26 protein-coding genes are annotated in these 25,464 nt (G+C 69.4%); 10 read left to right on the top strand and 16 right to left on the bottom strand.

Translation table 11 applies throughout. The annotated features are described in order from the left end of the window. Positions 1 to 3: 3 nt before the first annotated feature. A complete protein-coding gene (locus VK92_RS33475) occupies positions 4 to 1,257 on the top strand; it encodes a glycosyltransferase family 87 protein (RefSeq protein ID WP_048026461.1) in 1,254 nt (417 codons plus the stop codon). On the opposite strand, the gene VK92_RS33470 is transcribed toward VK92_RS33475, so the two are convergent. The 13 genes from VK92_RS33470 to VK92_RS42195 form a co-directional block, all read right to left on the bottom strand. Further along, a complete protein-coding gene (locus VK92_RS33470) occupies positions 1,230 to 2,270 on the bottom strand; it encodes a TadG family pilus assembly protein (protein ID WP_048026463.1) in 1,041 nt (346 codons plus the stop codon). The two genes, VK92_RS33475 and VK92_RS33470, sit on opposite strands and share 28 nt — an antisense overlap. Further along, positions 2,263 to 2,691 (bottom strand): TadE/TadG family type IV pilus assembly protein, encoded by a 429-nt coding sequence (locus VK92_RS33465; RefSeq protein WP_021162502.1) that lies wholly within the window; start codon positions 2,689 to 2,691, stop codon positions 2,263 to 2,265. The genes VK92_RS33470 and VK92_RS33465 overlap by 8 nt, the downstream gene beginning before the upstream one ends. Beyond that, a complete protein-coding gene (locus VK92_RS33460) occupies positions 2,688 to 3,569 on the bottom strand; it encodes a tetratricopeptide repeat protein (protein ID WP_048026465.1) in 882 nt (293 codons plus the stop codon). The genes VK92_RS33465 and VK92_RS33460 overlap by 4 nt, the downstream gene beginning before the upstream one ends. Then, a complete protein-coding gene (locus VK92_RS33455; protein WP_048026467.1) occupies positions 3,566 to 4,510 on the bottom strand; it encodes a type II secretion system F family protein in 945 nt (314 codons plus the stop codon). Before VK92_RS33455 ends, VK92_RS33460 begins: the two co-directional genes overlap by 4 nt. After that, complete coding sequence (locus tag VK92_RS33450; RefSeq protein WP_048026469.1) at positions 4,507 to 5,484, bottom strand: type II secretion system F family protein; 978 nt, start codon at positions 5,482 to 5,484, stop codon at positions 4,507 to 4,509. Before VK92_RS33450 ends, VK92_RS33455 begins: the two co-directional genes overlap by 4 nt. Then, complete coding sequence (locus VK92_RS33445; protein ID WP_048026503.1) at positions 5,481 to 6,893, bottom strand: CpaF family protein; 1,413 nt, start codon at positions 6,891 to 6,893, stop codon at positions 5,481 to 5,483. The genes VK92_RS33450 and VK92_RS33445 overlap by 4 nt, the downstream gene beginning before the upstream one ends. Then, the gene (locus VK92_RS33440) at positions 6,890 to 8,113 is read right to left on the bottom strand and encodes an AAA family ATPase (protein WP_042978295.1); all 1,224 of its coding nucleotides are present in this window, start codon (positions 8,111 to 8,113) and stop codon (positions 6,890 to 6,892) included. Before VK92_RS33440 ends, VK92_RS33445 begins: the two co-directional genes overlap by 4 nt. A 21-nt stretch (positions 8,114 to 8,134) precedes the next feature. Next, positions 8,135 to 8,515, bottom strand: a complete 381-nt coding sequence (locus VK92_RS33435; RefSeq protein WP_048026471.1) for a CpaD family pilus assembly lipoprotein — start codon at positions 8,513 to 8,515, stop codon at positions 8,135 to 8,137. Between the two features lie 15 nt (positions 8,516 to 8,530). Beyond that, positions 8,531 to 9,913: a type II and III secretion system protein family protein gene (locus VK92_RS33430; protein ID WP_048026472.1), complete on the bottom strand. Its 1,383-nt coding sequence runs from the start codon at positions 9,911 to 9,913 to the stop codon at positions 8,531 to 8,533. A gap of 54 nt (positions 9,914 to 9,967) precedes the next feature. Beyond that, complete coding sequence (gene cpaB / locus VK92_RS33425) at positions 9,968 to 10,987, bottom strand: Flp pilus assembly protein CpaB (RefSeq protein ID WP_048026474.1); 1,020 nt, start codon at positions 10,985 to 10,987, stop codon at positions 9,968 to 9,970. 20 nt (positions 10,988 to 11,007) lie between these two features. Further along, a complete protein-coding gene (locus tag VK92_RS33420) occupies positions 11,008 to 11,481 on the bottom strand; it encodes an A24 family peptidase (protein ID WP_048026475.1) in 474 nt (157 codons plus the stop codon). A gap of 90 nt (positions 11,482 to 11,571) precedes the next feature. Next, entirely contained in the window at positions 11,572 to 11,754 is a 183-nt protein-coding gene (locus VK92_RS33415) for a Flp family type IVb pilin (RefSeq protein WP_021162901.1), read from the bottom strand. A gap of 344 nt (positions 11,755 to 12,098) precedes the next feature. Continuing rightward, positions 12,099 to 12,518: a hypothetical protein gene (locus tag VK92_RS42195; RefSeq protein WP_131723239.1), complete on the bottom strand. Its 420-nt coding sequence runs from the start codon at positions 12,516 to 12,518 to the stop codon at positions 12,099 to 12,101. A 99-nt stretch (positions 12,519 to 12,617) separates the two neighbouring features. Here VK92_RS42195 and VK92_RS33410 point away from each other — a divergent pair, with 99 nt between their 5' ends. The 6 genes from VK92_RS33410 to VK92_RS33385 all read left to right on the top strand — a co-directional run bounded on the left by VK92_RS33410 (position 12,618) and on the right by VK92_RS33385 (position 18,493). Continuing rightward, complete coding sequence (locus VK92_RS33410) at positions 12,618 to 13,685, top strand: ABC transporter substrate-binding protein (RefSeq protein ID WP_048026476.1); 1,068 nt, start codon at positions 12,618 to 12,620, stop codon at positions 13,683 to 13,685. Positions 13,686 to 13,699: 14 nt separating this feature from the next. Continuing rightward, on the top strand, positions 13,700 to 14,542 hold the full coding sequence (locus VK92_RS33405; RefSeq protein ID WP_048026477.1) for an ABC transporter permease: 843 nt from the start codon (positions 13,700 to 13,702) through the stop codon (positions 14,540 to 14,542). A gap of 48 nt (positions 14,543 to 14,590) precedes the next feature. Beyond that, positions 14,591 to 15,409, top strand: a complete 819-nt coding sequence (locus VK92_RS33400) for an ABC transporter permease (protein ID WP_048026479.1) — start codon at positions 14,591 to 14,593, stop codon at positions 15,407 to 15,409. A gap of 32 nt (positions 15,410 to 15,441) precedes the next feature. After that, the gene (locus VK92_RS33395) at positions 15,442 to 16,287 is read left to right on the top strand and encodes an ABC transporter ATP-binding protein (RefSeq protein WP_048026480.1); all 846 of its coding nucleotides are present in this window, start codon (positions 15,442 to 15,444) and stop codon (positions 16,285 to 16,287) included. A gap of 148 nt (positions 16,288 to 16,435) precedes the next feature. After that, positions 16,436 to 17,389 (top strand): TauD/TfdA dioxygenase family protein, encoded by a 954-nt coding sequence (locus VK92_RS33390; RefSeq protein WP_048026482.1) that lies wholly within the window; start codon positions 16,436 to 16,438, stop codon positions 17,387 to 17,389. Positions 17,390 to 17,545: 156 nt separating this feature from the next. After that, positions 17,546 to 18,493 (top strand): TauD/TfdA dioxygenase family protein, encoded by a 948-nt coding sequence (locus tag VK92_RS33385; RefSeq protein WP_048026484.1) that lies wholly within the window; start codon positions 17,546 to 17,548, stop codon positions 18,491 to 18,493. Between the two features lie 109 nt (positions 18,494 to 18,602). On the opposite strand, the gene VK92_RS33380 is transcribed toward VK92_RS33385, so the two are convergent. Next, positions 18,603 to 20,264, bottom strand: a complete 1,662-nt coding sequence (locus VK92_RS33380) for an ABC transporter substrate-binding protein (protein ID WP_048026485.1) — start codon at positions 20,262 to 20,264, stop codon at positions 18,603 to 18,605. A 265-nt stretch (positions 20,265 to 20,529) separates the two neighbouring features. Between VK92_RS33380 and VK92_RS33375 the strand changes: the two genes are divergently transcribed. After that, entirely contained in the window at positions 20,530 to 20,937 is a 408-nt protein-coding gene (locus VK92_RS33375; RefSeq protein ID WP_048026487.1) for a DUF427 domain-containing protein, read from the top strand. A 395-nt stretch (positions 20,938 to 21,332) separates the two neighbouring features. Then, complete coding sequence (locus tag VK92_RS33370; RefSeq protein ID WP_021162891.1) at positions 21,333 to 22,325, top strand: sulfonate ABC transporter substrate-binding protein; 993 nt, start codon at positions 21,333 to 21,335, stop codon at positions 22,323 to 22,325. Between the two features lie 46 nt (positions 22,326 to 22,371). On the opposite strand, the gene VK92_RS33365 is transcribed toward VK92_RS33370, so the two are convergent. Continuing rightward, entirely contained in the window at positions 22,372 to 22,956 is a 585-nt protein-coding gene (locus VK92_RS33365) for a putative glycolipid-binding domain-containing protein (protein ID WP_021162890.1), read from the bottom strand. A gap of 174 nt (positions 22,957 to 23,130) precedes the next feature. Here VK92_RS33365 and VK92_RS33360 point away from each other — a divergent pair, with 174 nt between their 5' ends. Next, positions 23,131 to 24,039 carry a LysR family transcriptional regulator gene (locus tag VK92_RS33360; protein WP_048026488.1) on the top strand — a complete coding sequence of 303 codons (909 nt, stop codon included), beginning with the start codon at positions 23,131 to 23,133 and terminating at the stop codon, positions 24,037 to 24,039. 15 nt (positions 24,040 to 24,054) lie between these two features. On the opposite strand, the gene potE is transcribed toward VK92_RS33360, so the two are convergent. Then, positions 24,055 to 25,440: a putrescine-ornithine antiporter gene (gene potE, locus VK92_RS33355; RefSeq protein WP_021162888.1), complete on the bottom strand. Its 1,386-nt coding sequence runs from the start codon at positions 25,438 to 25,440 to the stop codon at positions 24,055 to 24,057. Between the last annotated feature and the right edge of the window lie 24 nt (positions 25,441 to 25,464).

The raw sequence follows: 25,464 nt of genomic DNA, 5'->3' as shown, positions 1-25,464 counted from the left end.
CGCATGGATATCCCCCGGGACACGACGCGATCGGCGGACCATCCCGTCCGCGCATGGCTGACTCCGCGGCGCGTCGTCGCGTACAGCGCGGTCGCGCTCGCGTGCTACGCGCTGTTCGTCGCGATCTGGGTATCCGTCGTCCGTCATGCGCCGGCCACCGCCTTGTCGCGCCCGGGCCCCGACTACGCGGTGTTCTGGACGGCGTCGTACGTGATGCTGCACGGCTCGCCATGGCAAGCGTACGATGTGCCGACCTTCACGCGGCTGGCCGCCGACCTGTTCCCGCAGTTCCGCCGCGAAGACCTCGTCGCGTGGCTGTACCCGCCCACCAACCTGCTGCTCGTGACGCCGCTCGCGCTGCTGCCCTTTGCGATCGGCTATCCGCTGTTCGTCGCGTTCGGTGTCGCCGTGTTCGGTTTCGCCGCATCGCGCGTATCAGGCCTCGGCGCGATCCCCGGCGCAAAGCACGTCGGCGGGTTCGCGCCGGTCGCCGCCCCGTGCGTGTTCGTCACCGGGATGTTCGGGCAAAACGCGTTCCTGACCGCGTCGTGCGCGGCGCTGGCCGTCTGCTGGGCGGACCGCCGGCCGATGTGGGCGGGCCTCTGCATCGGCCTGCTGTCGGCCAAGCCGCAACTGGCGCTGCTGTTCCCGTTCGTGCTGGTCGCCACGCGCGCATGGCGCACGATCGCGTGGGCCGCGCTCGCCACCACCGCGTTCGCCGCATTGAGCATCCTCGTCTGCGGCGTCGAGTCGCTCCATCGGTTCGTCGCCGGCACCGCGCTCGCGCGGTCGCTCCTCCTCGAGCAAGGTGTCGTGTTCTGGCTCGCGTCGCCGGCGCCGTTCGCCGCCTTCCGGCTCGCGGGCCTGACGCCCGGGCTCGCGTATGCCGCGCAGGCGTGCATCGCGGCGCTGGCGATCGCAGCCGCCTGCATCGTGTGGACGCGTTCGCGCGACATCCGCATGCGTGCCGCCGTGCTGGCGGTCGCGACGCTCGCGGCGAACCCCTACGTGTGGCACTACGAGCTCGCATGGCTCGGCATCGCGATCGCGTGCATGCTGGCGACCGGCTGGCAGGACGGCTGGCTGCGCGGCGAGCAGGCCGCGATCGCGCTCATGTGGCTGCTGCCGATCGTCGAATACCTGAACCCGTGGCTGCAATGGCCGCAGATCGGCCCGGCCGTGACGCTGTTCGCGCTCCTCGTGCTGCTGCGCCGCGCCGGCCCGCGTGCTCACAACGCGAGCCGCGGCGGCACGTAGACGCCGTAGTACGGCCCGACGCCGGTCCCTGAGCCCGACATCTTCACGCCGGCGACGAAGTGGCCCTGGATGTACTTGTACGAGCCGCCGAGCGACACGTCGACATGGAACGGCGCGAACGCGACGATCGGCACGGTGGTGCTGGTCGCGGTCTGCGTGACGACCGGCAGCACCACCGTCGTGCCGACCGGCACCGACGTATAGAGCGTCGCCTTCACGCCGGTCGCGAGATTGATGCTGTCGCCGATGTTGAGCGCCGTCGGGTTGCCGGTCACCATCAGGTTGCCCATCGTCGTCGTGTCGGTCGCGGTCGACTGGAACGAGGTCCACTGCCCGCCCATGCAGAGCAGGCCGTAGACCTGGCCGTTCGTGATCGAGAACTCGTATGGCTGGCCGGTCAGCGGATTGATCAGCGGCTGGTTGGTCGCGGCGTTCCAGTACAGGTTGTACACGCACTGGTCGATCGCAACCGGAAACAGTGCGCCCGCCGCCACCCCGCCCGGCGCCGCCAGCACCGCCACCGCGGTCGCGCTGCCGGAGGCGCCGGGAATCCCCAGCAGCCCGCCGAGCAGCAGCGGAATCGAGCCGCCGTTCACGCCGGGCGCGCGCGACACGGTGACCTGCACCGCCGGCACGTCGTAGGTGCCGGGCGTGATGGTCGTCGGCCGCATCGACGCGGGATTGCGCGTCACGTTCCAGTATCCGGTGGTCACCGTGCCGGTCGACAGCGCCGCACCGGCCGCCGAGTTCCGCGCGATCACGCCGTTCGCCGCCGGCGCGGCCTGCGACCAGTTCACCGCGCCGCCGCTCGGCGACATCATCGCATCGGCCCCCGCGAGCGCGGCCGCATCGGCCGCGTTCTGCAACTGGTTGTTCACCGTGACCACCCACGCGATGTCGATCGCCAGTGCGCCGAACGACAGCAGCGGAATCAGGAACATCAGGAAGAACAGCGCGACCGAACCGCGCTGCCGCGCGGGGCCGGCGGGTTGCGTTGCGCGCACGTCATTCATAGAGCATCACTGAAGTCGCCGAAACCGTCACCGGGCCGGTGAGCGCGCTGAACGCCGAACCCAGCACGAGCCCCGTATACGTGTAGGTCACGGTCACCGTCAGCGCGGTGCCCGACGTCGTGCCGTTCGCCTGCGTCACGGTCACCGCCGGGGTGGTCGCGGTGCCGCCGGTGATCAGGCTGTTCTGCATCGCGTTCTGCGCGATGCCCGCGATCTGCGTCGTGGTCAGCATCGGCACGCGCAGCACGACACCGGCCCGCGCCGCCTCGCGGCTCGCGTTCGTGATGACGGCCTTGTCGCACAGGATCAGGCTCGTGTCGATGATGCCGATCAGCACCATCAGCAGGAACGGCAGCATCAGCACGAATTCGAGAGACACGACGCCGCGCGCGCGGCGGGCGCCGGTCGCCCCGCGTGTCATTTTGCGGCCCCCGCACCCGGCGGTGCGACGCCCGGCTCCAGCGCCGCGCCGGACATCGGCGGCGCGGCACCGGCACCGGCCCCCCCTGCACTGCCGCCGCCCCCGCGCGACGCGAGCCGCGCGCGCACCGCCTGGTAGAAGCGCAGGTTGTCCGCCACCGCCGACGCGGGCAAATCCGCGGACAGCAGCTTCTTCGCCGAATCGGTATTGCCGAGCACGCCGTACGCGAACGCGAGGTTCTGGCGCGCCTGCCACGGCGCGGACGGCAGCCCGGCGACGTCGAGCAGCACGTTCACGCCCTCGCGCGGCCGGTTGCTCAGCACGAGCGACAGCCCGAGGTCGACGCGCAGCCCCTGCGCGTCCGGGTGCGCGCGCAGCGCGTCGCGATACACGACCTGCGCATCCGCATGACGCCCCTGCAGGTCGAGCACGGTGCCGAGCCCTTCCGCCGCGAGCGGATGATTCGGCTGCGCGGCCAGCAGGTCGCGATAGCGCTGCGCGGCTTCGTCCAGCCGCCGCTGCCGCAACGCGACGCGCGCGAGCCCGAGCCGCGGGCCGAGCTCCGCGGGCGCCTGCCGCTGCGCGTCGTCGTAGAGAATCCGCGCGCGCTCCAGGTCGCCCGCGCGATAGTTGACGTCGCCGAGCCCCAGGCGCGCCGCGAGCGATTCGGGATGCTTCGCGAGCACCTTCTCGTACAGCGTCGATGCGAGATCGACGTTGCCGCCGGCCAGCGCGCTGTCCGCGATGCGCAGCTCGGCCTGCGGGTCGTCGCTCTTGTGCGACAGCACCGGCCGCGTCTGGATGCCCGGCGCGCAGCCGCCGGCCAGCACCGGCAGCACGGCCGCGAACGCGAACGCGCGTATGACGGATCGTGTCATCTGAATACCTCGAGCAGGCGAATCGCCGCCGGGCCCGCCGCGATCAGGCACACCGTCGGCAGGATGAACAGCATCATCGGCAACGTGATCTTCGGCGCCAGCTTCGCGGCCCGTTCCTCGAGCGCGACAATCTGCTCGGTGCGCTCGGTGCGCGACAGGGTGCGCAGCGCCTGCGTGATCGGCGTGCCGAAGCGCTGCGACTGCGTGAGCGTCGTCGCGAGCGACCGCGCCGACGTGAAATCGACGCGCGTCGCGAAATGCGCGAGCGTCGCGGACACGTCGCCGCTCAGCGTGAGCTCGTCCGCGCACACCGTCAGCTCGTCGGCGAGCGGCGGGCAGATGCGCGACAGTTCGTGCGCGACGCGCCGGATGCCCGACGCGAGGCTGTTGCCGGCCATCGTGCAGATCACCAGCAGGTCGAGCGCGTCCGGAAAGCACGCGGCGATGAGCCGCCGCCGCCGCCGGATCATCGCGCCGAGCACGTACTCCGGCACGATCACGCCGATCACGAACGCGGCGACCATCGCCAGCGCCCGGATCACGAAGTATTCGCCGAAGCGCGGAATCAGCGGGCTGAACACGATCGCGCCGCATGCGAACAGCACGCCGCAGCTCAGCTTGATCCCGATCATCGACGACACCGCGCGGCGCTCGCGAAAGCCCGCGCGCGTCAGTTGCAGGCCGAGCTTCACGCGCTGCATCGGGTCGAGCACCGGCAACCGTTCGCCCAGCTGCGCGAGCCGGCGCGTCAGGTCCTGGCGAACGCCGCCCGGCTGCAGCCACCCCGTCACGGGTGCCGGCGGGTGCTGCCCGGCAGCCTGCCGCACGCGCGCGGCGATCCGCTGGCGGGTGCCGCCGCCGGGTCTGCCGAGCGCCGCCGCGACACAGGCGAGCAACAGCAGCAATTCGAAGCCGCGGGCGGCCAGTATCGACATCGTCATCGCGCGGTATCCAGTTTCGAGATCTTGCGGATCACCAGCAGGCCGACCGTCAGCAACCCGGCCGCGATCGTCAGCATCGTGTGCCCCGCGTGCGTCGAGAACAGCAGCATCACGTAGTCGCGGTTCACGAGGAACAGCGCGCCGATCATCACGAACGGCACCGCTGAAATGATGTTCGTCGTGATGCGCCCTTCGGCGGTCAGCGCGCGGGTCTTCAGGCGGATGTCGCGGCGCGTGCGGATGATGCTCGACAGCTCGTCGAGCGTTTCGCCGAGGCTGCCGCCGGTCTCGCGCTGCAGCAGCAGGTAGACGGTGAAGAACGAGAAGTCCGCGATCATCAGCCGGTCCGCCGCCTGCGTCAGCACGTCCTTGAGATCCGCGCCGACGCGCAGGCTGTCGCCCATCGAACGGAACGTCGCGCGCACCGGCTCGGCCGCGCCGTCGCCAACCATGCTGATCGCCTGCGTGACCGGAATGCCCGCGCGCACGGCCCGCACGATCACGTCGATCGCGTCCGGGAACGCTTCGAGAAAACGCACCCGGAAGCGGTCGACCAGCGCACGGTAGCCGGCGCGCATCGCGACCAGCGGCAACCCGACATAGATCAGCGGACGCAGGAAACCCGGCGGCCCGATCAGCTTCACCGCGACGATCGCCGCGATCGCACCGGCGATCGTGCTCGCGACGACGATCCTCACCCCGCCCTTGCCGCCCACCGCGCGCACCCGCGTTACGCGGCGTTGCAGCCACGCGCGCAAGCGGCCTTGCCGGCGCTCGAGGTTGAACAGCGCGACGCCGGGCGCGGCGGACGCGTGCCCGGCGTGCCCGGCGAGCGACGGCGACAGCTTGCGCATCCGTGCGCGGATGCGCTGCGCCGGGTGATGGCTCGCGCGATCGAACAGCGACGACAGCACGAGCCCGATCGCGAGGATCGTCACGAACCCGCCCACCGCGAACAGGTCGGCGGCCCTCATTGCCGGAAGACCTCGGCAAGCGCATCCTCGACGCCGTAATACGCGGCACGCGCCGCGAATCCCGGCCGCAACGGCGACGCCTCGAACACGCCCTTCACCGCATCGCGCGTCGTGTCGCCTTCCTGGCGGAACACGAACAGGTCCTGCGTGATGACCACCTCGCCTTCCATCCCGACGATCTCGGTGATCCGCGTCACGCGCCGCACCCCGTCGCGCATCCGTTCGATCTGCACGAACAGGTGCACGGCGCTCGCGATCTGGCGGCGGATCGACAGCAGTTGCAGGTTCGCGTTCGCCATCATCACCATGCTCTCGAGCCGGCTGATCGCGTCGCGCGGCGAATTCGCGTGAATCGTCGTCATCGAGCCGTCGTGCCCCGTGTTCATCGCCTGGAGCACGTCGAACGCCTCGGGGCCGCGAATCTCGCCGAGGATGATGCGGTCGGGCCGCATCCGCAGCGCGTTGCGCACGAGATCGCGCTGCGAGATCCCGCCGAGCCCCTCGGTATTTTCCGGGCGGGTCTCGAGGCTCACGACGTGCGGCTGCAGCAACTGCAGCTCGGCGGCATCCTCGATCGTCACGATCCGTTCATGCTGCTCGATATGCTGCGACAGCGCGTTGAGCAGCGTCGTCTTGCCCGAGCCGGTGCCGCCCGAGATCACGATGTTCAGTCGGCACGCGCACGCGACCTTCAGCACCTGCAGCATCGGATGCGAGATGTTGCCCTGCTGCGCCATCCGCGCGAGCGTGATGTCGCGCTTCGCGAACTTGCGGATCGAGATCGACGGGCCGCGCATCGCGATCGGCGGCAGCACGACGTTCACGCGGCTGCCGTCGGCGAGCCGCGCATCGACCATCGGGCTGCTCTCGTCGACGCGCCGCCCCACCGCCGCCGCGATCCGCTGCGCGACGCTCGCCACGTGCGCGTCGTCGCGGAACTTCAGCGACGTGAGCTCGAGCCGGCCCGCGCGCTCGACGTACACCTGGTCGGGCCCGTTGACGAGGATGTCGGTGACCGTGTCGTCGGCCAGCAGCGGCTCGATCGGCCCGACGCCGAACATGTCGTTCAGGATCGCATCGACGATCAGCACCTGCTCGCCGGCGGTGATCTTCAGGCGCTCGCGCTCGACCGTGTGCGCGGCCACCTGCTCGATGCCCGCGCGCACCTCGTCGCGCGTCTTCATCAGCGCCGCCGACATGTTCATCGACGTGAACACCGCGTGGCGGATCGCGTCGAACTTGCTCGACCGGATCAGCGCCTCGTGGGTATCGGCCGCCACGGGCGCACGGGCCGATGCCGACGCGGGCGCAGGTGCTTCCGCCGGCGCCGGTGCCGGCTCGTGCGCCACGGCGGGCGTCGCGGCCGGCACGGGGTTCGCCGGCGGCCGGTTGCGGGTACCGAACGTCACGATCCCTTCCTCCATTTGACGAGCCGCGCATACCACGGCTCGGCGACGGCCATCGGCTCGCCGGTAATGCCGTTCGCGAGCTGCCGGATCTGATCCACGAAGCCGTGCCGCTTCGCGCCTTCGATCGGCTCGCCGAGATTCTCGGCGACGGCGAGCGTCTGCGGCTCGTGCGGCAGTTCGTGCAGCGGCGCGCCGCCGAACGCCTCCTCGAAATCGACCGGCTCGACCCGGCCCGCGACGGGCGCGAGCGGGTTGTTCAGCACCATCGACAGCAGCCGCTCGCCGGGCAGTTCCCGCACGAAACGCACGAGCCGCGCGGCCTCGTATGCGGCATGCACCGAGCGGTCGACCACGACATGGACGAGATCGGACGCGACGAGCGCGTCCTCGAGCAGCTTGCCGGCACCGCTCCCGACGTCGAACAGCACGTAGTGGAAGCGGTCCTTCAGCATGTCGACCAGGCGCGCGACGGCCTCGTCGCCCACCGGGGCGTCGGCACCGTACGCCAGCTCGGCGGACAGCACGTGCAGCCGGTCGCCCTTCGTGACGAACATGCGCTCGAACAACGCGTCGTCGGGGCGCTGGCCCATGTTCAGCAGTTCGATCAGCCCGTTGTTGCTGGACAGCCCGAACATGGAGTTCGCGCCGCCGCCATGCAGGTTCAGGTCGACATAGGCCACGCGGCGGCGCTTCTCGCCCGCCAGGAAGCGCGCGAGGCTCACCGTGATCGTGGTCGCGCCGACGCCGCCGCGCGCGCCGACGAAGCTGACGACCTTGCCGGTACGCGCCTGGACGACCGACTCCGTGGCCGTCAGCGCACGCCGCATCAACTCGACGGTCAGCGGCTTGACGATGTAGTCCTGCACGCCGATGCCGAGCAGGTTGCGAAACAGCCCGACGTCGTTCTGCGTACCGATCGCGATGACGCGCACCGACGGGTCGCACACGTCGGCGAGCCGCATCAGGTCCGACACCGGCAGCACCGAATCCGACACGTCGATGACGAGCTGGCGCGGCGAACGCTCGTACTGCTGCAGCAGCCGGATCGCATCGTCGCAGGTGCCCGCCTGCAGATGGGTGCGCGTGATCGACAGCTCCTGCGCGACGCGGCGTATCACGTCCTCGCTGCCCGGATCGGCGACGACCGCGACGAGATCGGCCGCTCCCGCGGACGCGGCGCGCCGGGTGTGCTGGCGATCGAGGAGGTTCATGGGCGGCATCGTGATGGCATCCGGGTCGGTTCAATGGCCGGGCGAGCCGGTCGTCAGCGTCTTGCCGGGCGTCGGCTGCTTCACGCGATCCTCGACGTAGCGGCGCACCGCGTCGGCCGCGGCCTGCGCGTCCGCGCCGCCGTAAGGCACGGGCGCGACGAGATCCTCCGGCCGCGCGAGCATCGCCGCGAGGTTCGAGTAGGTCGCGCAGCCGAACGGCACGCCGGGCCGCGCGTACCCCGCGTCAACGAGATGCGACGCCTGCATCAGCGTCGCGCAATCGGGCGGCACCGCGCGCGCGCCGTCGAAGCCGATCGTCCGCGCATCGGGCAGGTTGACCGGCGGCGGCGCCGACAGGCAGCCCGCGAGCCCCAGCGGCAGCAGTGCGGCAACGATCGATCGGGTTCGCATGGGCGCACCTCCGGTTCAGTACACGAAGCCCGCGGCGCCGACGAGGCGCGGCGTATCGCCCGACAGCAGGTCGAGCCCCAGGTTGCGCTGCACCGCGAACTCCAGGTCGCTGCTCGGCCGCGCGACCGTGTCGATCGCCTGCTCGAGCTGGCCGGGCCCGGCCGGCTGAACGATGTACGGCGTGACGATGACGACCACCTCGGTCTTGTTGTCCTGGAAGTTCTTCGACGAAAACAGCCGGCCGATGATCGGCAGCCGGCCGAGCCCCGGGATCTGCGACACCGTATCGGCCGTCTGGCTCTGCAGGAGGCCGCCGATCGCGAAGCTCTGCCCGCTCGACAGCTCGACCGTCGTCTCGACGCGCCGCACCGTGAGCCCCGGCACCTTGACGCCGCCGGTCGTCACGCTGTTGTTCGCATCGACCTCGCTCACTTCCGGCCGCACCTTCAGGCTGATCCGGTTGTCAGCGAGCACGGTCGGCGTGAAATCGAGCGACACGCCGAACGGCTTGAACTCGACCGTGATCGCGCCGGTCGACGAGCCGGCCTGCGCGACCGGGATCGGAATCTCGCCGCCCGCGAGGAAGCTCGCGGTCTCGCCGGACATCGCGGTGAGGTTCGGCTCGGCGAGCATCGTGATCAGGCCCTCCTGGTCGAGTGCGTCGAGCACCACGTCGATCGACCAGCGCCCCGCGCGGAACCCGCCGAGCACCGAGAACGCGCCCGTCGGCGACAGGTTGAACAGGCTGGTCGTCGGATCGAACAGCGTGCGCCCGTTGAACAGCCCGCCGACGAAGTTGCCGGCCCCGCCCAGCGAGCTCCAGTTGATGCCGAGCTGCTGCGTGATGTTGCGGCTCACCTCCGTCACCCGCACGCGCAGGTTCACCTGGATCGGGCGCGACAGCGTGAGCCGGTTGACGATCTTTTCCTTGTCGTGCAGGTACGGCGTGAGCGACTGCATCACGGCGTCGGCGTCGGCCGCGCTCGGCACCTTGCCCGACACCATCAGCGAGCCCGGCGCACCGGACACCGACAGCTTCAGTTGCGGAAAGCGGCTGTCGAGCACGCCCTGCAGCGACGCCGTGTCGACCTGCACGATCACCGTCTTGCGCAGGATCGGACGATGGTTCGCGCCGAGCGCGATCAGCGTGGTCGTGCCCGCCTTCTTGCCGAACACGAATACGGTACGTGGCGACGGCACCTGGATGTCCGCGATGGCAGGATCGGCGACGAACATCGCGGTTGCGGGCTCGGGCAGCGACAGCAGTTCCCCCTTGCCGGTCGCGATCGACAGCGCCGCGCCCGCGTCCGGCGCCCGCGCGACCTGCGCGGAGGCGCCCCCGGACGCGATGCCGCAGGCCAGGCCCAGGAAAGCGATCCAACGAACCATGCGCACCATGCGTGTTCCCGTCAAATGCCGGCCGCCGGACGGACGGCCCGAATCGTCAATCCGTCACTGCACCGTCGCTCCCGGCGGCGGCGCACCCGCCTGCGCCGCGACATTGGCACCGCCCGGCGCCGCGGGCATCGCCGGCCACGACGGCAGCCCGGACGGCAGCGGCGGCAGGCCCGGCGTGCCGGTTCCGCCGCCGTGCGATCCGTCGTCGACCGACGAACCGCGATAGATCACGACCGCGTTGTTCCGCCACGCCGGCCGCGCGCCCGCATCCGGCCCGGCGGACGGCTCGCGCGCGGTCTCGCGCGCCGCGCGCGACACGTCGCCGGCCCACACCGGCTGGGTATCGGCCTCCTGCTCGTCGCCGCCCGCCGGCTGCCGCCGGTCGCTCGTCGCGAAGCTGCGCAGCGCGAGCGACAGCGAGCCGAGGCGGGTCGCCACCAGCACGACCTGCGCGGTGCGCGGCGCGACCTCGAGCGTGACCGTGCGCGCACGCGCCGTCGCGTCCGGCGCGCTCGCGGGCGCCTTCGCGCGCTGGAATTCGGAACCGACGGCGAGCACGCGCGCGCGCCGCACCACCGTCTCCGCTTCGAACGTGCCCGGCGACGTCGCCGAGCCGCCGATCTGCTGCGTCAGCAACACGTCGACGAAGTCGCCCGGCTGGATCAGCCCCGCATTGCCCGACACGTCGTCGACCGGCACCGAGATCGCGCGCATGCCGGGTTGCAGCGCGGCCGCGAGAAAATCCGGCGCGCCGGCCGGAATCACGTTCTCGACGCGAATCGGCGCGCCCGCGCCCACGTGATTGCGCAGCAGCGCGCCCTTCAGGTCCGCGCCCGGCTGCGACTCGACGAACGCGCCGGCCGGCACCTGCGCGCGCGGCATGCGTTTCCACGCGAGATCGTTGTCGCGCAGCAGCAGCCCTTCCGGCAGGTCGGCGGCGGCGACCCGCACACGCGCCTGATCCGTTTCTACGGGCACCGACGGCGTCGACGCGGCGACGTACAGTTCGCGCAGGATGAACGCACCGATGCCGGCGGCAACGACGAGCACGGCCATTCTCAGCGGTTTGGGCATGGCGGCGTGCGTCCCCCGGGCTAGGTAAGCGAAACCGTGTGTGGAAACGACGCCCAGACGGCCAGCGTGCCGCCGAGCGCGAGCGCCACGCCGTACGGCACGCCGCGCGCGTCAATCGCGTGCACCGGCGTGGCACGGCGCGACCGCGATACCAGCAACGCGACGCCGCACAGCGCACCGCCCGCGCCGACACTCGCCAGCACCGGAAACACCAGCGCCGGGCCGGCCCACAGGCATACCGTCGCCGCGAGCTTGACGTCGCCTCCGCCGATCCAGCCCGCGTGACGCATCGCGCCGAACAGCAGCAGCGTCGCCGCGCCGATCGCGACATGCCCGGCCAGCGGCGCGAAGCCGTCGCGCGCGAGCGCCGCCGCGACGAAATACAGCGCCGCGAACGCGAGCACCACGCGATTGGACAGCCGCCGGTCGCGCAGATCCTGCGCGGCGAGCGAGGCCAGCAAGACCGTGGCCACCGACTGCACGAGCGTGAGCATGGGAGAGCCGTCCGTCGACACGCACCGGCCGCGGATACGTTCTACCGCTGCGGATCCCGGTGTTCGCCGGTGGCGCGCGGGTTCAGCGGATCAGATCAGGCTCGTCACCTTGTTGATCAGCGTCGTGAATATGCTCGGCAAGCCGCCGCTGGTGCTGCTGAGGATCACGCCGACCGCCGCCAGCGCGACCACGACGATGCCGGCCAGCACTGCGTATTCGAGCGAGCTGACGCCGCGTTCGTCACGCAGCAGGGACTTGACGTATTGCAGCATGGCAACCTCCGAGTAACGGGTCGGTGACCGACCGTTGAACGCAAAGACGCACCCTTGCTCCGGCGGTTGCGCAGGACATTCGCCCATTGCGATGCCTGCGGGCGACCCTGGCACTGGGTCGTTCGCATCCCCCGGAATACTCTCGATCACGACAACACGCGGCGTGCAACGATGACTTCGACCGTTGCGTGCCCGCATCCCCGGTGCGGTCTTCCCGCACGATGCAACCGCGCTGATTCGTCTAGGGTATAGACAATTTTTCAGGCGAATTCAAATGATTTGGCGTCGGAGTGCATTTATGGATTTCATGCTGCAACGATGAAAGCCATATCACTCATTTGCCTTCATTTTTCTCGCGGCATTTCGCATGGTTCACCTATCTGAACAGGCATAGCCACTGTTGCGGCGCATGATTTTCCGACCGGCCATCGAACCGTTTCCATTCGATTTGCCGGCATGCCGGATCGATCGACAGTGGCTCGTTTCTCCTTATCCAGCGTGCCTTCCCGGCAAAATTGACCGGCCCTCGTCGCATTTCCCCGATTACCTGCCTCCATCTTTCCGCCCGGATTCGTCCAGCGATCCTTACGTAAATCCATCCACGTCACCATTGCGATTTTCAAATCGACGATTTCCCTATTCCGCATCCGGCCGCAATCGACATGATGGGAATCCTGAATGAATCTCCAATGCATGTGAATGCGGTTCTCCGTCGCAAAGAACGGAACGCGTGACGCGGCAACCCGTAAAGCGGCGATAAGCATAGTTCAAATCGTTTCTTGTCCGGCCCCGGCACGTCATCGAGAATGCCCCGACGGGCTGCGGCCCTGCCTTGTTCCTCAACATTCCGGACCCGTCGATTCATGCTTCCACTGCGCCTGCTGCGATCGCTGCTCATTGCGTCCCTCATTGCGTTGCCGGCCGCCGCCGCGCACGCCGACAAGCCCGCCACCATCCGCATTGGCGTCGCCCAGCAAGGCGCCGGCGATCCGCCGACGTTCGGCGGCTCGAGCGCCGCCACCGCGCAGTTGCAGCAACAGGTCGAAAAGGCGTTCGCGGCGGACGGCATCAAGGTGGAATGGCTGTTCTTCAAGGGCGCGGGGCCTGCCGTCAACGAGGCGATCGCCAACAAGGCGCTCGACTTCGCGTACCAGGGCGACCTGCCCGCCGTGCTCGCGCGTGCGAACGGGATCAAGACGCGCCTGCTGCTCGCCGCGAGCGTGCGCTCGGGCGTCAAGATCGCGGTGCCGCCCGACTCCACGATCCGCTCGATCAAGGACCTGAAGGACCGCCGCGTGTCGATCTTCCGCGGCACCAACCTGCAGCTCGTCGCCGACAACGCACTCGCGAAAAACGGCCTCGGCGAACGCGACCTGCGCGTGATCAACCTCGATGCCGCGAGCTCGCTCGCCGCGCTCGCGTCGAAAGGCATCGACGCGTCGGTGGGCGACTACCAGCTGTACAAGCTGCGCGACGCGGGGCTCGCGAAGATCATCTACGAATCGCAGAACGACGGCCCGCAGTTCACGCGTCAGACCCACCTGCTCGTGCTCGACGATTTCGAGCGCGCGCATCCGGACATCGTGCAGCGTGTCGTCACCGCGATCGTCAAGAGCGCGCAATGGTCGTCCGACGAGGCGAACCGCGATGCGCTGTTCAAGCTGTGGGCGAAGAGCGGCGTGCCGGTTTCGTCGTGGCAGGCCGACTACGCGAACCAGCGCCTGAAGGACCGCTTGTCGCCGCTGATCGATCCGTTCTTCGTCGCGCGCTACAAGTCCGTCGCGCAGGATGCGCTCGCGTTGAAACTGATTCGCCAGCCGGTCGACGTCGACGGCTGGTTCGAGCCGAAGTATCTCGACAACGCGCTGCGCACGCTGAAGCTCGAAAACTACTGGCAACGATACGACGCGGCCGGCAAGCCCCTTTCCTGACCCGGACTTTCCCGATGAGCGACACCGCGTTTTCCGTCCCGTCGTCCGACACTCGCACGCTCACCGCGCAGCCGCACCCGGTGGCGCACGTGAAACGATGGTCGTGGCGGCTCGCGCCGTGGCTGCTGCCCGCGCTGCTGTTCGTGCTGTGGAGCGTCGGCAGCGCGCGCGGCTGGATCGCGCCGCAGATCCTGCCGCCGCCGGAACGCGTGTTCGACGCGCTCGCGGATCTCGCGACGAGCGGCGATCTCGTGCGTCACACGCTGATCAGCCTGCAGCGCGTGCTGGTCGGGTTCGCCGCCGGCACGCTGCTCGGCTTCGCGACCGGCGTCGCGCTCGGCCTGTCGCGCACGCTGGAAGCCTACGTGCTGCCCAGCTTCAACGCGCTCGTGCAGATTCCGGTGCTCGGCTGGCTGCCGTTCCTGCTGCTGCTCGTCGGCGTCGGCGAACCGCTCAAGTACCTGCTGATCGCGCATGCGGCACTCGTTCCCGTCACGCTGAGCACGCTGCAAGGGTTTCGCCAGACACCGCCCGCGCTCGACGAAGTCGCGCGCGTATTCGGCTACACGCGCCGCCAGCGCATCGTGCACGTCGTGCTGCCCGCCGCGATCCCGACGCTCGCGACCGGCGTGCGGCTCGCGTTCACGAAGTCGTGGCTCGCGCTCGTCGTCGTGGAGCTCGTCGCGTCGTCCGAAGGGCTCGGCTACCTGATCGTGTACGGGCGGCAACTTTTCCAGCTCGATCTCGTGATGGCTGCCGTGATCGTCGTCGGGGCGGTCGGCCTGCTGATCAACCGGCTGCTCGACGCGCTCGAGGCGCGCCTGCGCCGCGGCGTGCCGTCCGCCTTCCGGGGCTGAGCCACACGCGATGCCCGCCCCGCCCGCGCAACCGAAGGAGATTCTCCCGTGACGCATTACGCTTCGCCGGACGCCGCACCGCCGGCCGCCACGGCCGCCCGTCGCCTGCGTGCGCCCGACTGGCGCGGCTTCGTCCTGCCGCTCGTCGCGTTCGCGCTGTGGTGGGCCATCGCCTCCGCGCACGTCGTGAACAGCGGCCTGCTCGTCGGCCCGGCCGACGTGTTGCGCACCGCATGGGTGCAAGCGACGAGCGGCGCGCTCGGCCGCGCGCTGTCCGCGTCGCTCGCGCGCGAAGCCTGCGGTTTTGCGATCGGCGCGGCCGGCGGGCTGCTGCTCGGCACCGCGCTCGGGCTGTCGCGCCTCGCCGCGCGAATGGTCGGCCCGAGCTTCGACACGTTCAAGCAGATCTCGCTGTTCGCGTGGATTCCGCTGATTTCCGTATGGTTCGGCCTCGGCGACGTCGCCAAGGTCGTGTTCCTGTCGCTCGCCGCGCTGCTGCCCGTTGCCGCGCACACCTGCGACGGCATTCATGCGGTGCCGCGCGCGTATGTCGACGTCGCCCGCGCGCTGCGCTACTCGCGGCTCCAGCTCGTGCGCCACGTGATCCTGCCGGCCGCGCTGCCGTCGATCTTCACCGGGCTGTATCTCGGCCTGATCTATTCGTGGCTCGCGACGCTCGGCGCCGAATACCTGCTGGTCGCCGGCAGCGGGATCGGCAACACGCTGATCGACGGCAGCGAGCAGTTCCGGATGGATCTCGTGCTGTTCGGGATCATCGTCGTCGGCGTGACCGGCTGGGCCCTGAACGCGATCGCGCGCGCGATCGAGCGCAAGGTGCTGGCCCGGCGCGGCGACCTGCCGCGCTGATCGCCCTTTCCTTCCCCTTCCTCAGACCCGCCATGACGACCCTCGCCTCCGATTCGCTCGACATCCTCCACGTGAGCAAGCATTACGCGCAACGCGGCGCCGCGCTCGCCGTGCTCGACGACGTGTCGCTGCACGTGCGCGCCGGCGAGTTCGTCACGATCGTCGGCGCGAGCGGCTGCGGCAAGTCGACGCTGCTGCGCCTGATCGCCGGGCTCGACACCGATTACGCGGGCGAGATCCGTGCCGGTGCCGAGCGCGTCCGCGATACGTCGCTGCAGCGCGGGATCGTGTTCCAGGATCACCGGCTGTTCCCGTGGCTGACCGTCGCGCAGAACATCGAGGCCGCGCTGCGCAACGCGCCGCTCGATGCGGCCGCGAAGCGCCGCGCGGTCGCCGATCACATCGCGCTCGTCGGGCTGAACGGCTTCGAGCATGCATATCCGAACCAGTTGTCGGGCGGGATGGCGCAGCGCGTCGCGATCGCACGCGGCCTCGTGAATCGCCCGCGCGTGCTGCTGCTCGACGAGCCGTTCGGTGCGCTCGACGCGCAGACGCGCGCGCGGATGCAGAACGAGCTGCTGCGCATCTGGGAACAGGAGCGCATCACGATGATCCTCGTCACGCACGACGTCGACGAAGCCGTGTATCTCGGCGACCGTGTCGTGACGATGGCGCCGCGCCCGGGCCGCATCGAGCGCATCGTCGACGTCGCGCTGCCGCGCCCGCGTCGGCGCGATTCACCGGAATTCGCACGGTTGCGCGACACCGTGCTCGCCGGTTTCGACGACGGCGAACCGCCTGGCGACGACCACCCGCGCGGCAAGCGTATCGACCCGCCGCGCCCGCACCGGATCGGCGAATGGCGGCTCGCGTGGTAGCACGCATGGCGCTTCGATTTGCTCAGCACGACGACGCATATCGATCGTCGCCGCTCGCACGCTAAGGTTGTGACGATTCATCGGTTCCGGTTGCGCACGGTCCCTGCTTGAATGGAGACTCGACCGACCCGACTCCAGGAGACTCCCGATGTCCGAAGTCCAGCACGCCGCTCACCCGTCTTCGCATGCTTCGCACGCCGCGCCGCGCACGGCCGCCACCCCGCTCCAGCTTCGCCAGGTCGCCGGCCGAATCGGCGCCGAGATCGCCGGCGTGCGGCTGTCGGGCACGCTCGACGACGCGACGTTCGACGCGATCCAGGCCGCGCTGCTGCGCCACAAGGTGCTGTTCTTCCGTGGCCAGCATCACCTCGACGACACCGCGCAGGAAGCGTTCGCACGCCGCTTCGGCGAGACCGTCGCCCACCCGACCGTGCCGTCCGTCGACGGCAGCGCGCACCTGCTCGAACTCGATTCCGCACACGGCGCGCGCGCCAATTCGTGGCACACCGACGTGACGTTCGTCGATGCGTACCCGAAGGTCTCGATCCTGCGCGCGGTCGTGATTCCGCCGTTCGGCGGCGATACCGTGTGGGCCAACACGGCCGCCGCCTATGCGAACCTGCCCGACCCGCTGCGCGCGCTCGCCGACGCGCTGTGGGCGCTGCATACCAACGCATACGACTACGCATCGACGCACGTGCATGCCGACGATGCGCAACTGAAGCGCTACCGCGAAGTGTTCACGTCGACCGTCTACGAAACCGAGCACCCGGTCGTGCGCGTCCATCCGGAAACCGGCGAACGCACGCTCGTGCTCGGGCATTTCGTGCAGCGGCTCAAGGGGCTGTCGGCGCAGGATTCCGCGCACCTGCTGCAGGTGTTCCACGAACATGTGACGCGTCTCGAGAACACCGTGCGCTGGAACTGGCAGGAAGGCGACGTCGCGATCTGGGACAACCGCGCGACGCAGCACTACGCGATCAACGACTACGGCGATGCGCGCCGTGTCGTGCGCCGCGCGACCGTGCACGGCGACGTGCCGGTCGGCATCGACGGCCGCCGGAGCGTCGTGCTGAAGGGGCCGGGCGCGACGCTGCAATAACGCCCGCGTCACGCGGCGGCGCCGTTCCGTGCGCGCCGCCGCACCTGCCTCCCCCGCCACCGGACACCCGACCATGCCTTTCCCGCCACCGGACCGACGCGCGCACGCGCAACGATGTCGGCCCCGCACCCCGTTCATTTCCGCCAGGAGCGTCGCATGAGCGCCTTACTCGAACCCGCCGCCGAGCCGATCGACGTGATCCCGCTGTCCGCCCATATCGGTGCGGAAATACGCGGCGTCGACCTCACGCAACCGCTGACCACGCCGCAGATCTCGGCGATTCGCGCCGCGCTGCTGAAATGGCGCGTCATCTTCTTCCGCGAGCAGTTCCTCACGCACGAGCAGCACGTCGCGTTCTCCGCGCAGTTCGGTGAGCCGACGGTCGGCCACCCGGTGTTCGGGCACGTCGACGGGCATCCCGCCGTGTACTCGATCGCGAAGCACCGCAAGGCCACCCGCTTCGAAGGGGAACCGGTGCGCCGGCCGTGGACCGGCTGGCACACCGACGTGACGGCCGCCGTGAACCCGCCGTGGGCGTCGATCCTGCGCGGCGTGACGATCCCGCCTTACGGCGGCGACACGCACTGGACCAACCTCGTGCGCGCGTACGAAACGCTGTCCGCGCCGCTGCGCGGCTTCGTCGACGGCCTGCGCGGCCTTCATCGCTTCACGCCGCCGGCCGGCGCGCGCGCAACCGATGCGTTCGACGACGCGGTCGAACGCCGCCCGCTCGTGACCGAGCATCCGCTCGTGCGCGTGCACCCGGAGACCGGCGAACGCGCGCTGTACGTGAGCCCGAGCTTCCTGAAATCGATCGTCGGACTGACGCCGCGCGAGAGCCAGACCCTGCTCGAACTGCTGTGGGAACACGTGACGCGACCCGAATTCACGATCCGCTTCAAGTGGGAGCCGCGCAGCATCGCGTTCTGGGACAACCGCGCGACCGCCCACCTCGCGCCGGTCGACATCTTCGATCTCGACTTCGACCGCCAGCTCTATCGCACGACGCTCACCGGCGACGTGCCGGTCGGCCCCGACGGCCGGCCGTCGGTCGCACTCGAAGGCTCGCCGGTCGAGGCCGCGGCGGCGGTCGCGCTCAACTGAACCGGCGGCAGCCGGCGTGCCACGGCGCGCCGGCCTTTCCTTCGCTTCCTTCGCTTCCGTCACGTCATGCGGATGAATGCGCGGGCCGCGCGTGTGCGCGGCCCGTCCGTCAATCCAGCCAGACCCCGTCGAAACGGTGGCCGCCGAGCGGCGAGAACGTCAGCCCGTGCACGCGCTTCGACACGGGCAGCGACACGATCGACGTCGCGATCGGCGTGAACGGCACCTGGTCCTTGAACACGACCTGCGCCTGTTCGTACAGCGCCGTGCGTTTCGCGACGTCCGCATTGGAACGCGCGGCGTCCACCAGCCGTTCGAAATCCTGGTTGCACCATTTCGCGAGATTGCTGCCGTGCACCGCGTCGCAACCGAGCAGCGTGCCGAGCCAGTTGTCGGGATCGCCGTTGTCGCCCGACCAGCCGTACAGGATCGCGTCGTGCTGCCCTTCGAGCTTCGCGCGGCGGTTGTATTCGCCCCATTCGTAGCTGACGATCTTCGCGCGCACGCCGATCTTCGCCCAGTCCTGCTGGATCAACTGCGCCATCAGCTGCGCATTCGGGTTGTACGGGCGCTGCACGGGCATCGCCCACAGCGTGAGGTCGAAGCCGTTCGGGAAACCGGCCTGCGCGAGCAGCGCCTTCGCGGCCGCCGGATCGCGCGGCGCATCCTTCAGGCGCGGGTTGTACGACCATTGCGCGGGCGGCATCGGGTTCGTCGCGATCTTCGCGTCGCCGTTGAACACGGTCTTCACGATCGCCGACTTGTCGATCGCGATGTCGAGCGCGCGCCGCACGTCGACGCGATCGAGCGGCGCATGCTGCGTGTTGTACGCGACGAAGCCGACGTTGAAACCCATCCCCGAGAACAACGACAGCTTCGGGTCGCGCCGCACCGTGTCGAGGTCGGCCGGCCGCGGGAACACCGACACCTGGCATTCGCCGGACACCAGCTTCTGCAGGCGCGCGGCCGGATCGGGCGTGATCGCGAACACGAGACGGGCGAGCTTCACGTCGTCCGGCTTCCAGTAGTCCGGATTCGCGTCGTAGCGGATCAGCGCGTCCTTCTGGTACGTGCGCAGCAGGAACGGCCCCGTGCCGACCGGGAACTGGTTGATGTCGGCCTCTCGATGACGCGCCGCGAGCTGCGACGCGTACTCGGCCGACAGGATCGACGCGAACGCCATCGCGAGATTGCGCACGAACACGACGTCGGGCGTCTTCAGCACGAAGCGCACCGTGTAGTCGTCGACCTTGTCGATGCGTTCGATGTTGCGGTCGAAACCGAGGTCGCTGAAATACGGGAAGCTGACCGGATAGGCCTTGCGGAACGGATCGTCCCGATCGAGCATCCGGCGGAACGTGAACACGACGTCGTCGGCCTGGAACGGCCGCGTCGGCTTGAACCAAGCGGTCGTCTGGAACTTCACGCCGCGCCGCAAATGGAACGTGATCGTGCGCTGGTCGGGCGACACGTCCCAGCTCGTCGCGAGCGACGGTTCGAGATCGAGCGTGCCGCGCCTGAACTGCACGAGCCCGTTGTAGATCGTGAACGTGCTCGCGTCGAAATCGGTGCTCGTCGTGTGCTGGCCCGGATCGAAGCCGGCCGGGCTGCCTTCGGTGCAATACACGAGCGTCTTGCCGGCGGGCGCGGCAAGCGCGTGCGTGGCCGCGCCGGCGAGCAGCAGCGACGCCGCGATGCAGCGCAGGGCCGTCGCGGCGCGCGGCGGTTTCCGCACGCGACGCGCGGCGGGCGAAACGAAAGAGGTCTTCATGGTGGCGGAATCGGTGGCTGTCTTGCAGATGACGACGGCCGATCTTCGCGCGTCGCCCGCCGATCGCTTACCAATTAATTCCGCGTTGCTTATCGCTGGATCGGCATCCCGCCGCCACGGCACGGGGATGTCCGTGCGAGCGTCGGGCACGTGGCCCGCTCGGTCTCTTCCGGCCCCGTGCAGGTTCGCCGAAATGGGTGCATCGTATCGGCTGGCCAACGCCGGCGCGCATCCCGTCGCGCCGCCGATTCCAGGAGGACACACCATGCCTGTCAGCCCCGATACGCCTGCTCGCCCGGTGAAGACGCCGGGCCCCGATCACCCGATCACGATCGAATCGCACCCGCGGCGGGTCGTGGTCAAGGCGGCCGGCCGGATCGTCGCCGACACGCGCCGCGCGCTGGCGCTGCGCGAAGCCGCCTACCCGGCCGTGCTGTACATCCCGCGCGAGGACGCCGACCTGACGCTGCTGCTGCGCACCGATCACGCGACCTACTGCCCGTACAAGGGCGACTGCGCGTACTACTCGATCCCGGTCGGCGGCGAACGCGCGGTCAATGCCGTCTGGACCTACGAGGCGCCCTATCCGGCCGTCGACGCGATCCGCGGGCATCTCGCGTTCTATCCGGATCGCGTCGATTCGATCGAGGAAAGCCCGACCGGCTCCGATTGAGCGTCGCGGCAGCGGTTCAGGCAGCGGCTCGTCGAACGCCGGGCGGCCACGCGTGTGACGCGGCGATTTTTCCGGGGCGGCCTGCCATGCCGCGCCGTTCCGGCCGCGTTCCGGCCGTGTTCCAGCCGCGGTTTGACCACGTTTCGGCTCGTCGCTGCGGGTTCCGGCTCGTCCCGGCGGGTTTTTGCACCGATCGCCGGAGCGAAAGCCGACAACGCGTCCACCGCTGATTTGCATATGCGCATTCGTTGGTTGGCCGCCGGTGCAGGCGGACGTATCGTCACGAGTCCGGCGCGGGCCGGCCCGTGGCGTGCAGCGCCCGCATCCGGCCCCGCCCTGCGCCGACCGCGTCGCCCTTCGCGCGCGGCCCGCTCCTTCGCCCGCAGGACGCCTCGATGAACGACACACCGCACGCAGACGTTGAACCGACACCGGCGAACCCGCATCGCCGCCACTGGCTGCAAGGCGCGGCCGCCGGGCTGGCCGGGCTCGCGCTCGGCCCGCTCGCCGGCCTGCCCGCGCACGCGCAAGACAGCGGCACGCGGCTGCGCGTCGGCTTCCAGAAATACGGCAACTTCGTCGTGCTCAAGGCACGCGGCACGCTGGAAAAGCGGCTCGCGAGCCAGGGCGTCACGGTGCAATGGCTCGAATTTCCGGCCGGCCCGCAATTGCTCGAGGGCCTGAACGCCGGCGCGATCGACGTCGGCACGGTCGGCGAGACGCCACCGATCTTCGCGCAGGCGGGCGGCGTCGATTTCGTCTACATCGGCAACGAGCCGCCCGCGCCACAGGGCGAGGCGATCGTCGTGCTGCCCGATTCACCGATCCGCAACGTCGCGCAGCTGCGCGGCAAGAAGGTGGCTTTCAACAAAGGTTCGAACGTCCACTACCTGCTCGTGAAGGCACTCGAACACGCAGGCCTGACGTATGCCGACATCCAGCCGATCTACCTGACGCCCGCCGACGCGCGCGCGGCGTTCGTGCAGCGCAACGTCGATGCGTGGGTGATCTGGGATCCGTACCTGGCCGCCGCCGAGCGGCAGATCGGCGCGCGCGTGATCGCGAACGGCGAAGGGCTCGTGCGCAATACGCAGTACTACCTCGCCGCACGAAAATACGCGGCCGCTCATCCGCAGGTGCTGCGCGCGCTGCTCGACGAAGTCGACGCGGTCGACCGCTGGGCACGCGACCATGTGACGGAAGTCGCCGCGCAACTGTCGCCGCTCGTCGGCCTCGACGCGCCGACGCTCGAAGTCGCGCTCAAGCGCGCCGGTTATGGCGTGCAGCCGATCAGCGACGCGACGCTCGCGTATCAGCAGAACATCGCCGACGCGTTCAGCGCGCTGAAGCTGATTCCCGGCAAGCTGTCGGTGGCCAGCGCACGCTGATGCACTGCCGCTGACGCACGGCACGGCACGACCCGGCATGCGTGCGTCAGCGCGCGGAGGCCGCGCCGATGCGTCGCCATTCGTCGTAGTCGGTGACGAGGCCCGCTTCGTCGACCGCGATATCGGCCGCATACGTGCCGCTTTCGTAGCGGTACACGTGTTCCGCCGTGCGGGTATAACGCTGCTCGCCGCGCACGAACTCGAATTCGGGAAAGCGCAGCCACGCGGTATGGATCACGGCCGCCTCGCCGACGGCCAGCCCGAGCCGCCGGATCGGCAACGTGTTCGTCGACGGGCTGAAACCGAGATCGATATCGGTCGCGCCCGCGAGCGCCGGTACGTCGACGCCGTCGATCGTCCAGCGCCCTGCGTCGCACGCGATATCCCGCTGCCGCGGCGGCTGCGTACCGCCCCACTGCGTGATGCGTGCCGCGCGCGTGAGCCAGTCGGCACCGCACGAGATCGCGTAATCGACACGAAACGGCGCGCCGTCGATCGCGCCCGACACCGACCCCGACAAACCGATACCCGTTCGCGACTCGACGAGCCTGCACCATTCGGCCGCCTGCCAGGTCTGCACGATCTGCCATGCGACGCAGCGCGTGCGCACCGCTTCATCCTGTTGCGTCATGTCGTCGTCTCCAGTCGATCGCACGGAAGCCGATTGTCGCCCATCGCACCGGCGAACACACGCGGCCTGCGCAACCGATGGTCAGTATCGGGTCGCTCCACACCTTCATTCAGCCGTGCTTTGGTACCATCCGTCGATCGGCATCAACCGGAACCGGACAAGGGGCGCGACTTCATGGATTTGCTGGCGACGATGCGCATCTACGTCAGGGTTGTCGAGCGCGGCACGATGTCCGGCGCGGCGCGCGATCTCGACATGGGCCAGCCGGCCGTCAGCGAGCGTATCGAACGGCTCGAGAAGCATCTCGGCACACGGCTTCTGATGCGCAGTGCGCGCACCCTCGTGTGCACGGAAGAAGGCCGGATCTTCTACGACCGCAGCAAGGCGCTGCTCGAAGCGGCCGACGATGCGGTCGCATCGGTCTCGAAGACGGAAACCGCGCTCGACGGCACGATCCGGCTCGCGGCGCCGCAATGCTTCGGCGAGGTCGTGCTGCCGGGCGTGCTGATGCATGTCCGCACCGCGTATCCGGGCCTGCACATCGATCTGGTCCTGAACGACGACATCGTCGATCCGGTCACGGAAGGCGTCGACATCTCGATCCGCGTCGGACAGCTCGGCGACGGCGGGTTCGTCGCGCACCCGGTCGGCGCGGTGGGCCGCCGGCTCGTCGCCGCGCCGTCGTATCTCGACCGGTGCGGCCCGATCGACACGGCGGCCGATCTGGCCAACCATCCGTTCATCCGCGTGAAAGGCGTCTTCGCGAGCGAACGGCTGCCCCTGCAGCACGACGGCGGCCCGCTCGAATACGCGCGCATCCGCACGATCATGACGACGAGCCACTGGCGGCCGATGTTCGACACGATCGCGGCGGGCGGCGGCATCGGCGTGGTCCAGCACCCGGCCTGCGCCGACGCGCTCGCGGCCGGCACGCTCGTCGAGCTCCTGCCGCGCTACGCGATTCCCGACTTCGCGCTCAACGTGCTCGTCCACGCGCAGCGGCCGCTGCCGCCGCGCGTGCGGGCCGTCGTCGACGTGCTGAAGCAGGACATCCCGCCGCTGCTGGCCCGCGCCGCCCGCTGACGACGGCAGCCGCCGTCAAGCCTGCAGCGACTTCCCCGGCTCCTTCACGTGCGCGTCGACTTCCATCTGGTAGAAGCGCGCGCTGACGAAACCGAACAGCGTCCAGCCCAGGAACACGCACAGGCCGCCGAGCATCAGCGCCTGCTCGCCCGAGCTGAACAGCGCATAGAAGCTGTACGCAGTGGCCACCATCGCGATCACGTTCGTCAGCAGCGCCTTCGCCGGCGGCACCTTCGCGACCTTCTGGATCGTGATCAGCGCGGCCATCGACATCACGTAAGGCACGAGGTTCGTGACAACGGCCAGATCGACGATCTTCTGGAACTGGCTGCTCAGTTCCGGGCTGATCGTCATCAGCGCGAGCGCGACCTGCGCAACGAGCAGGATCACCATCCCGACGATCGGCGTGCCGGTGCGGGTCGCCTTCGCGAACACCGGCAGGAAATAACCGACGTCCGCCGAACTCTTGAACACCTGCGCGACCGTGAACTGCCAGCCGAGCAGCGAGCCGATGCACGCGATCACCATCAGCGCGGTGACGATCGTGCCGACCGTCGGCGTGAACATCGTCGCGAACGCAATGCCGAACGGTGCGTTCGACTTCGCGAGGATCGCGTTGGGCACGATCCCTGCGATCACGTTGGTCGACACGATGTAGAAGATCGCCGACGCGATCGTGCCGCCGAGCACGGCGATCGGCACGTTGCGCTCCGGATTCTCGACCGCGTCCGAGTTCGCGCACGCGGATTCGAGCCCGAGGAACGCCCACAGCGTCACCGCGATCGAGCTGCTGACGGCCGGCCCGAACGGCAGGTTGTTCGGATTCCACGCGGCGCCCCAGGTCGCGCCGCTGAACCAGAACCAGCCGATCAGCGACACGGCGACGACCGGAATGATCACGCCCCACACCGTCACCGCGCCGATCCGGCCGGTGATGCGCGAGCCGCCGAAGTTCGCGACCGTCGTGAGCACGAGCAGGAAGATCGTCCACAGGCCGGTTTGCAGCGGCGACAGCGTCGCGTCGAACAGCACGGTGCCGTAGCCGACTGCCGTCACGCCGATCGCGACGTTGGCGATCACCAGCGACAGCCCGTACGTGTAGTTCGCCATGTAGTTGCCGGCCTTGCCGAACGCGTATTCCGCGTAGCCGCCCATCCCGCCCGGCTTGCGGCTCAGCATGCCGCAGCGCGCGAACGCATAGGCCAGCGCGAGCGAGCCGCCGGCCGTGACGATCCACGACAGCAGCGAGATCGTGCCGACCTGCGCGAGCTTCGACGGCAGCAGGATGATGCCGGAGCCCATCATGTTGACCGCCGTGAGGATGGTCAGCTGCCAGACGTTCATCCGGTTCTTCGGCGCGGCCGCCGTGGCCGCGTCGGACATGCGCGCTGCGTTTTCCATGATGTCGATCCTTCGATGTGAGGC

The organism is Burkholderia sp. LK4, from assembly GCF_001043615.1.
Classification (GTDB): domain Bacteria; phylum Pseudomonadota; class Gammaproteobacteria; order Burkholderiales; family Burkholderiaceae; genus Burkholderia; species Burkholderia cepacia.
The sequence above is the reverse complement of the archived record's forward strand: the minus strand, read 5'-3'. Positions and strand labels throughout refer to the sequence as shown.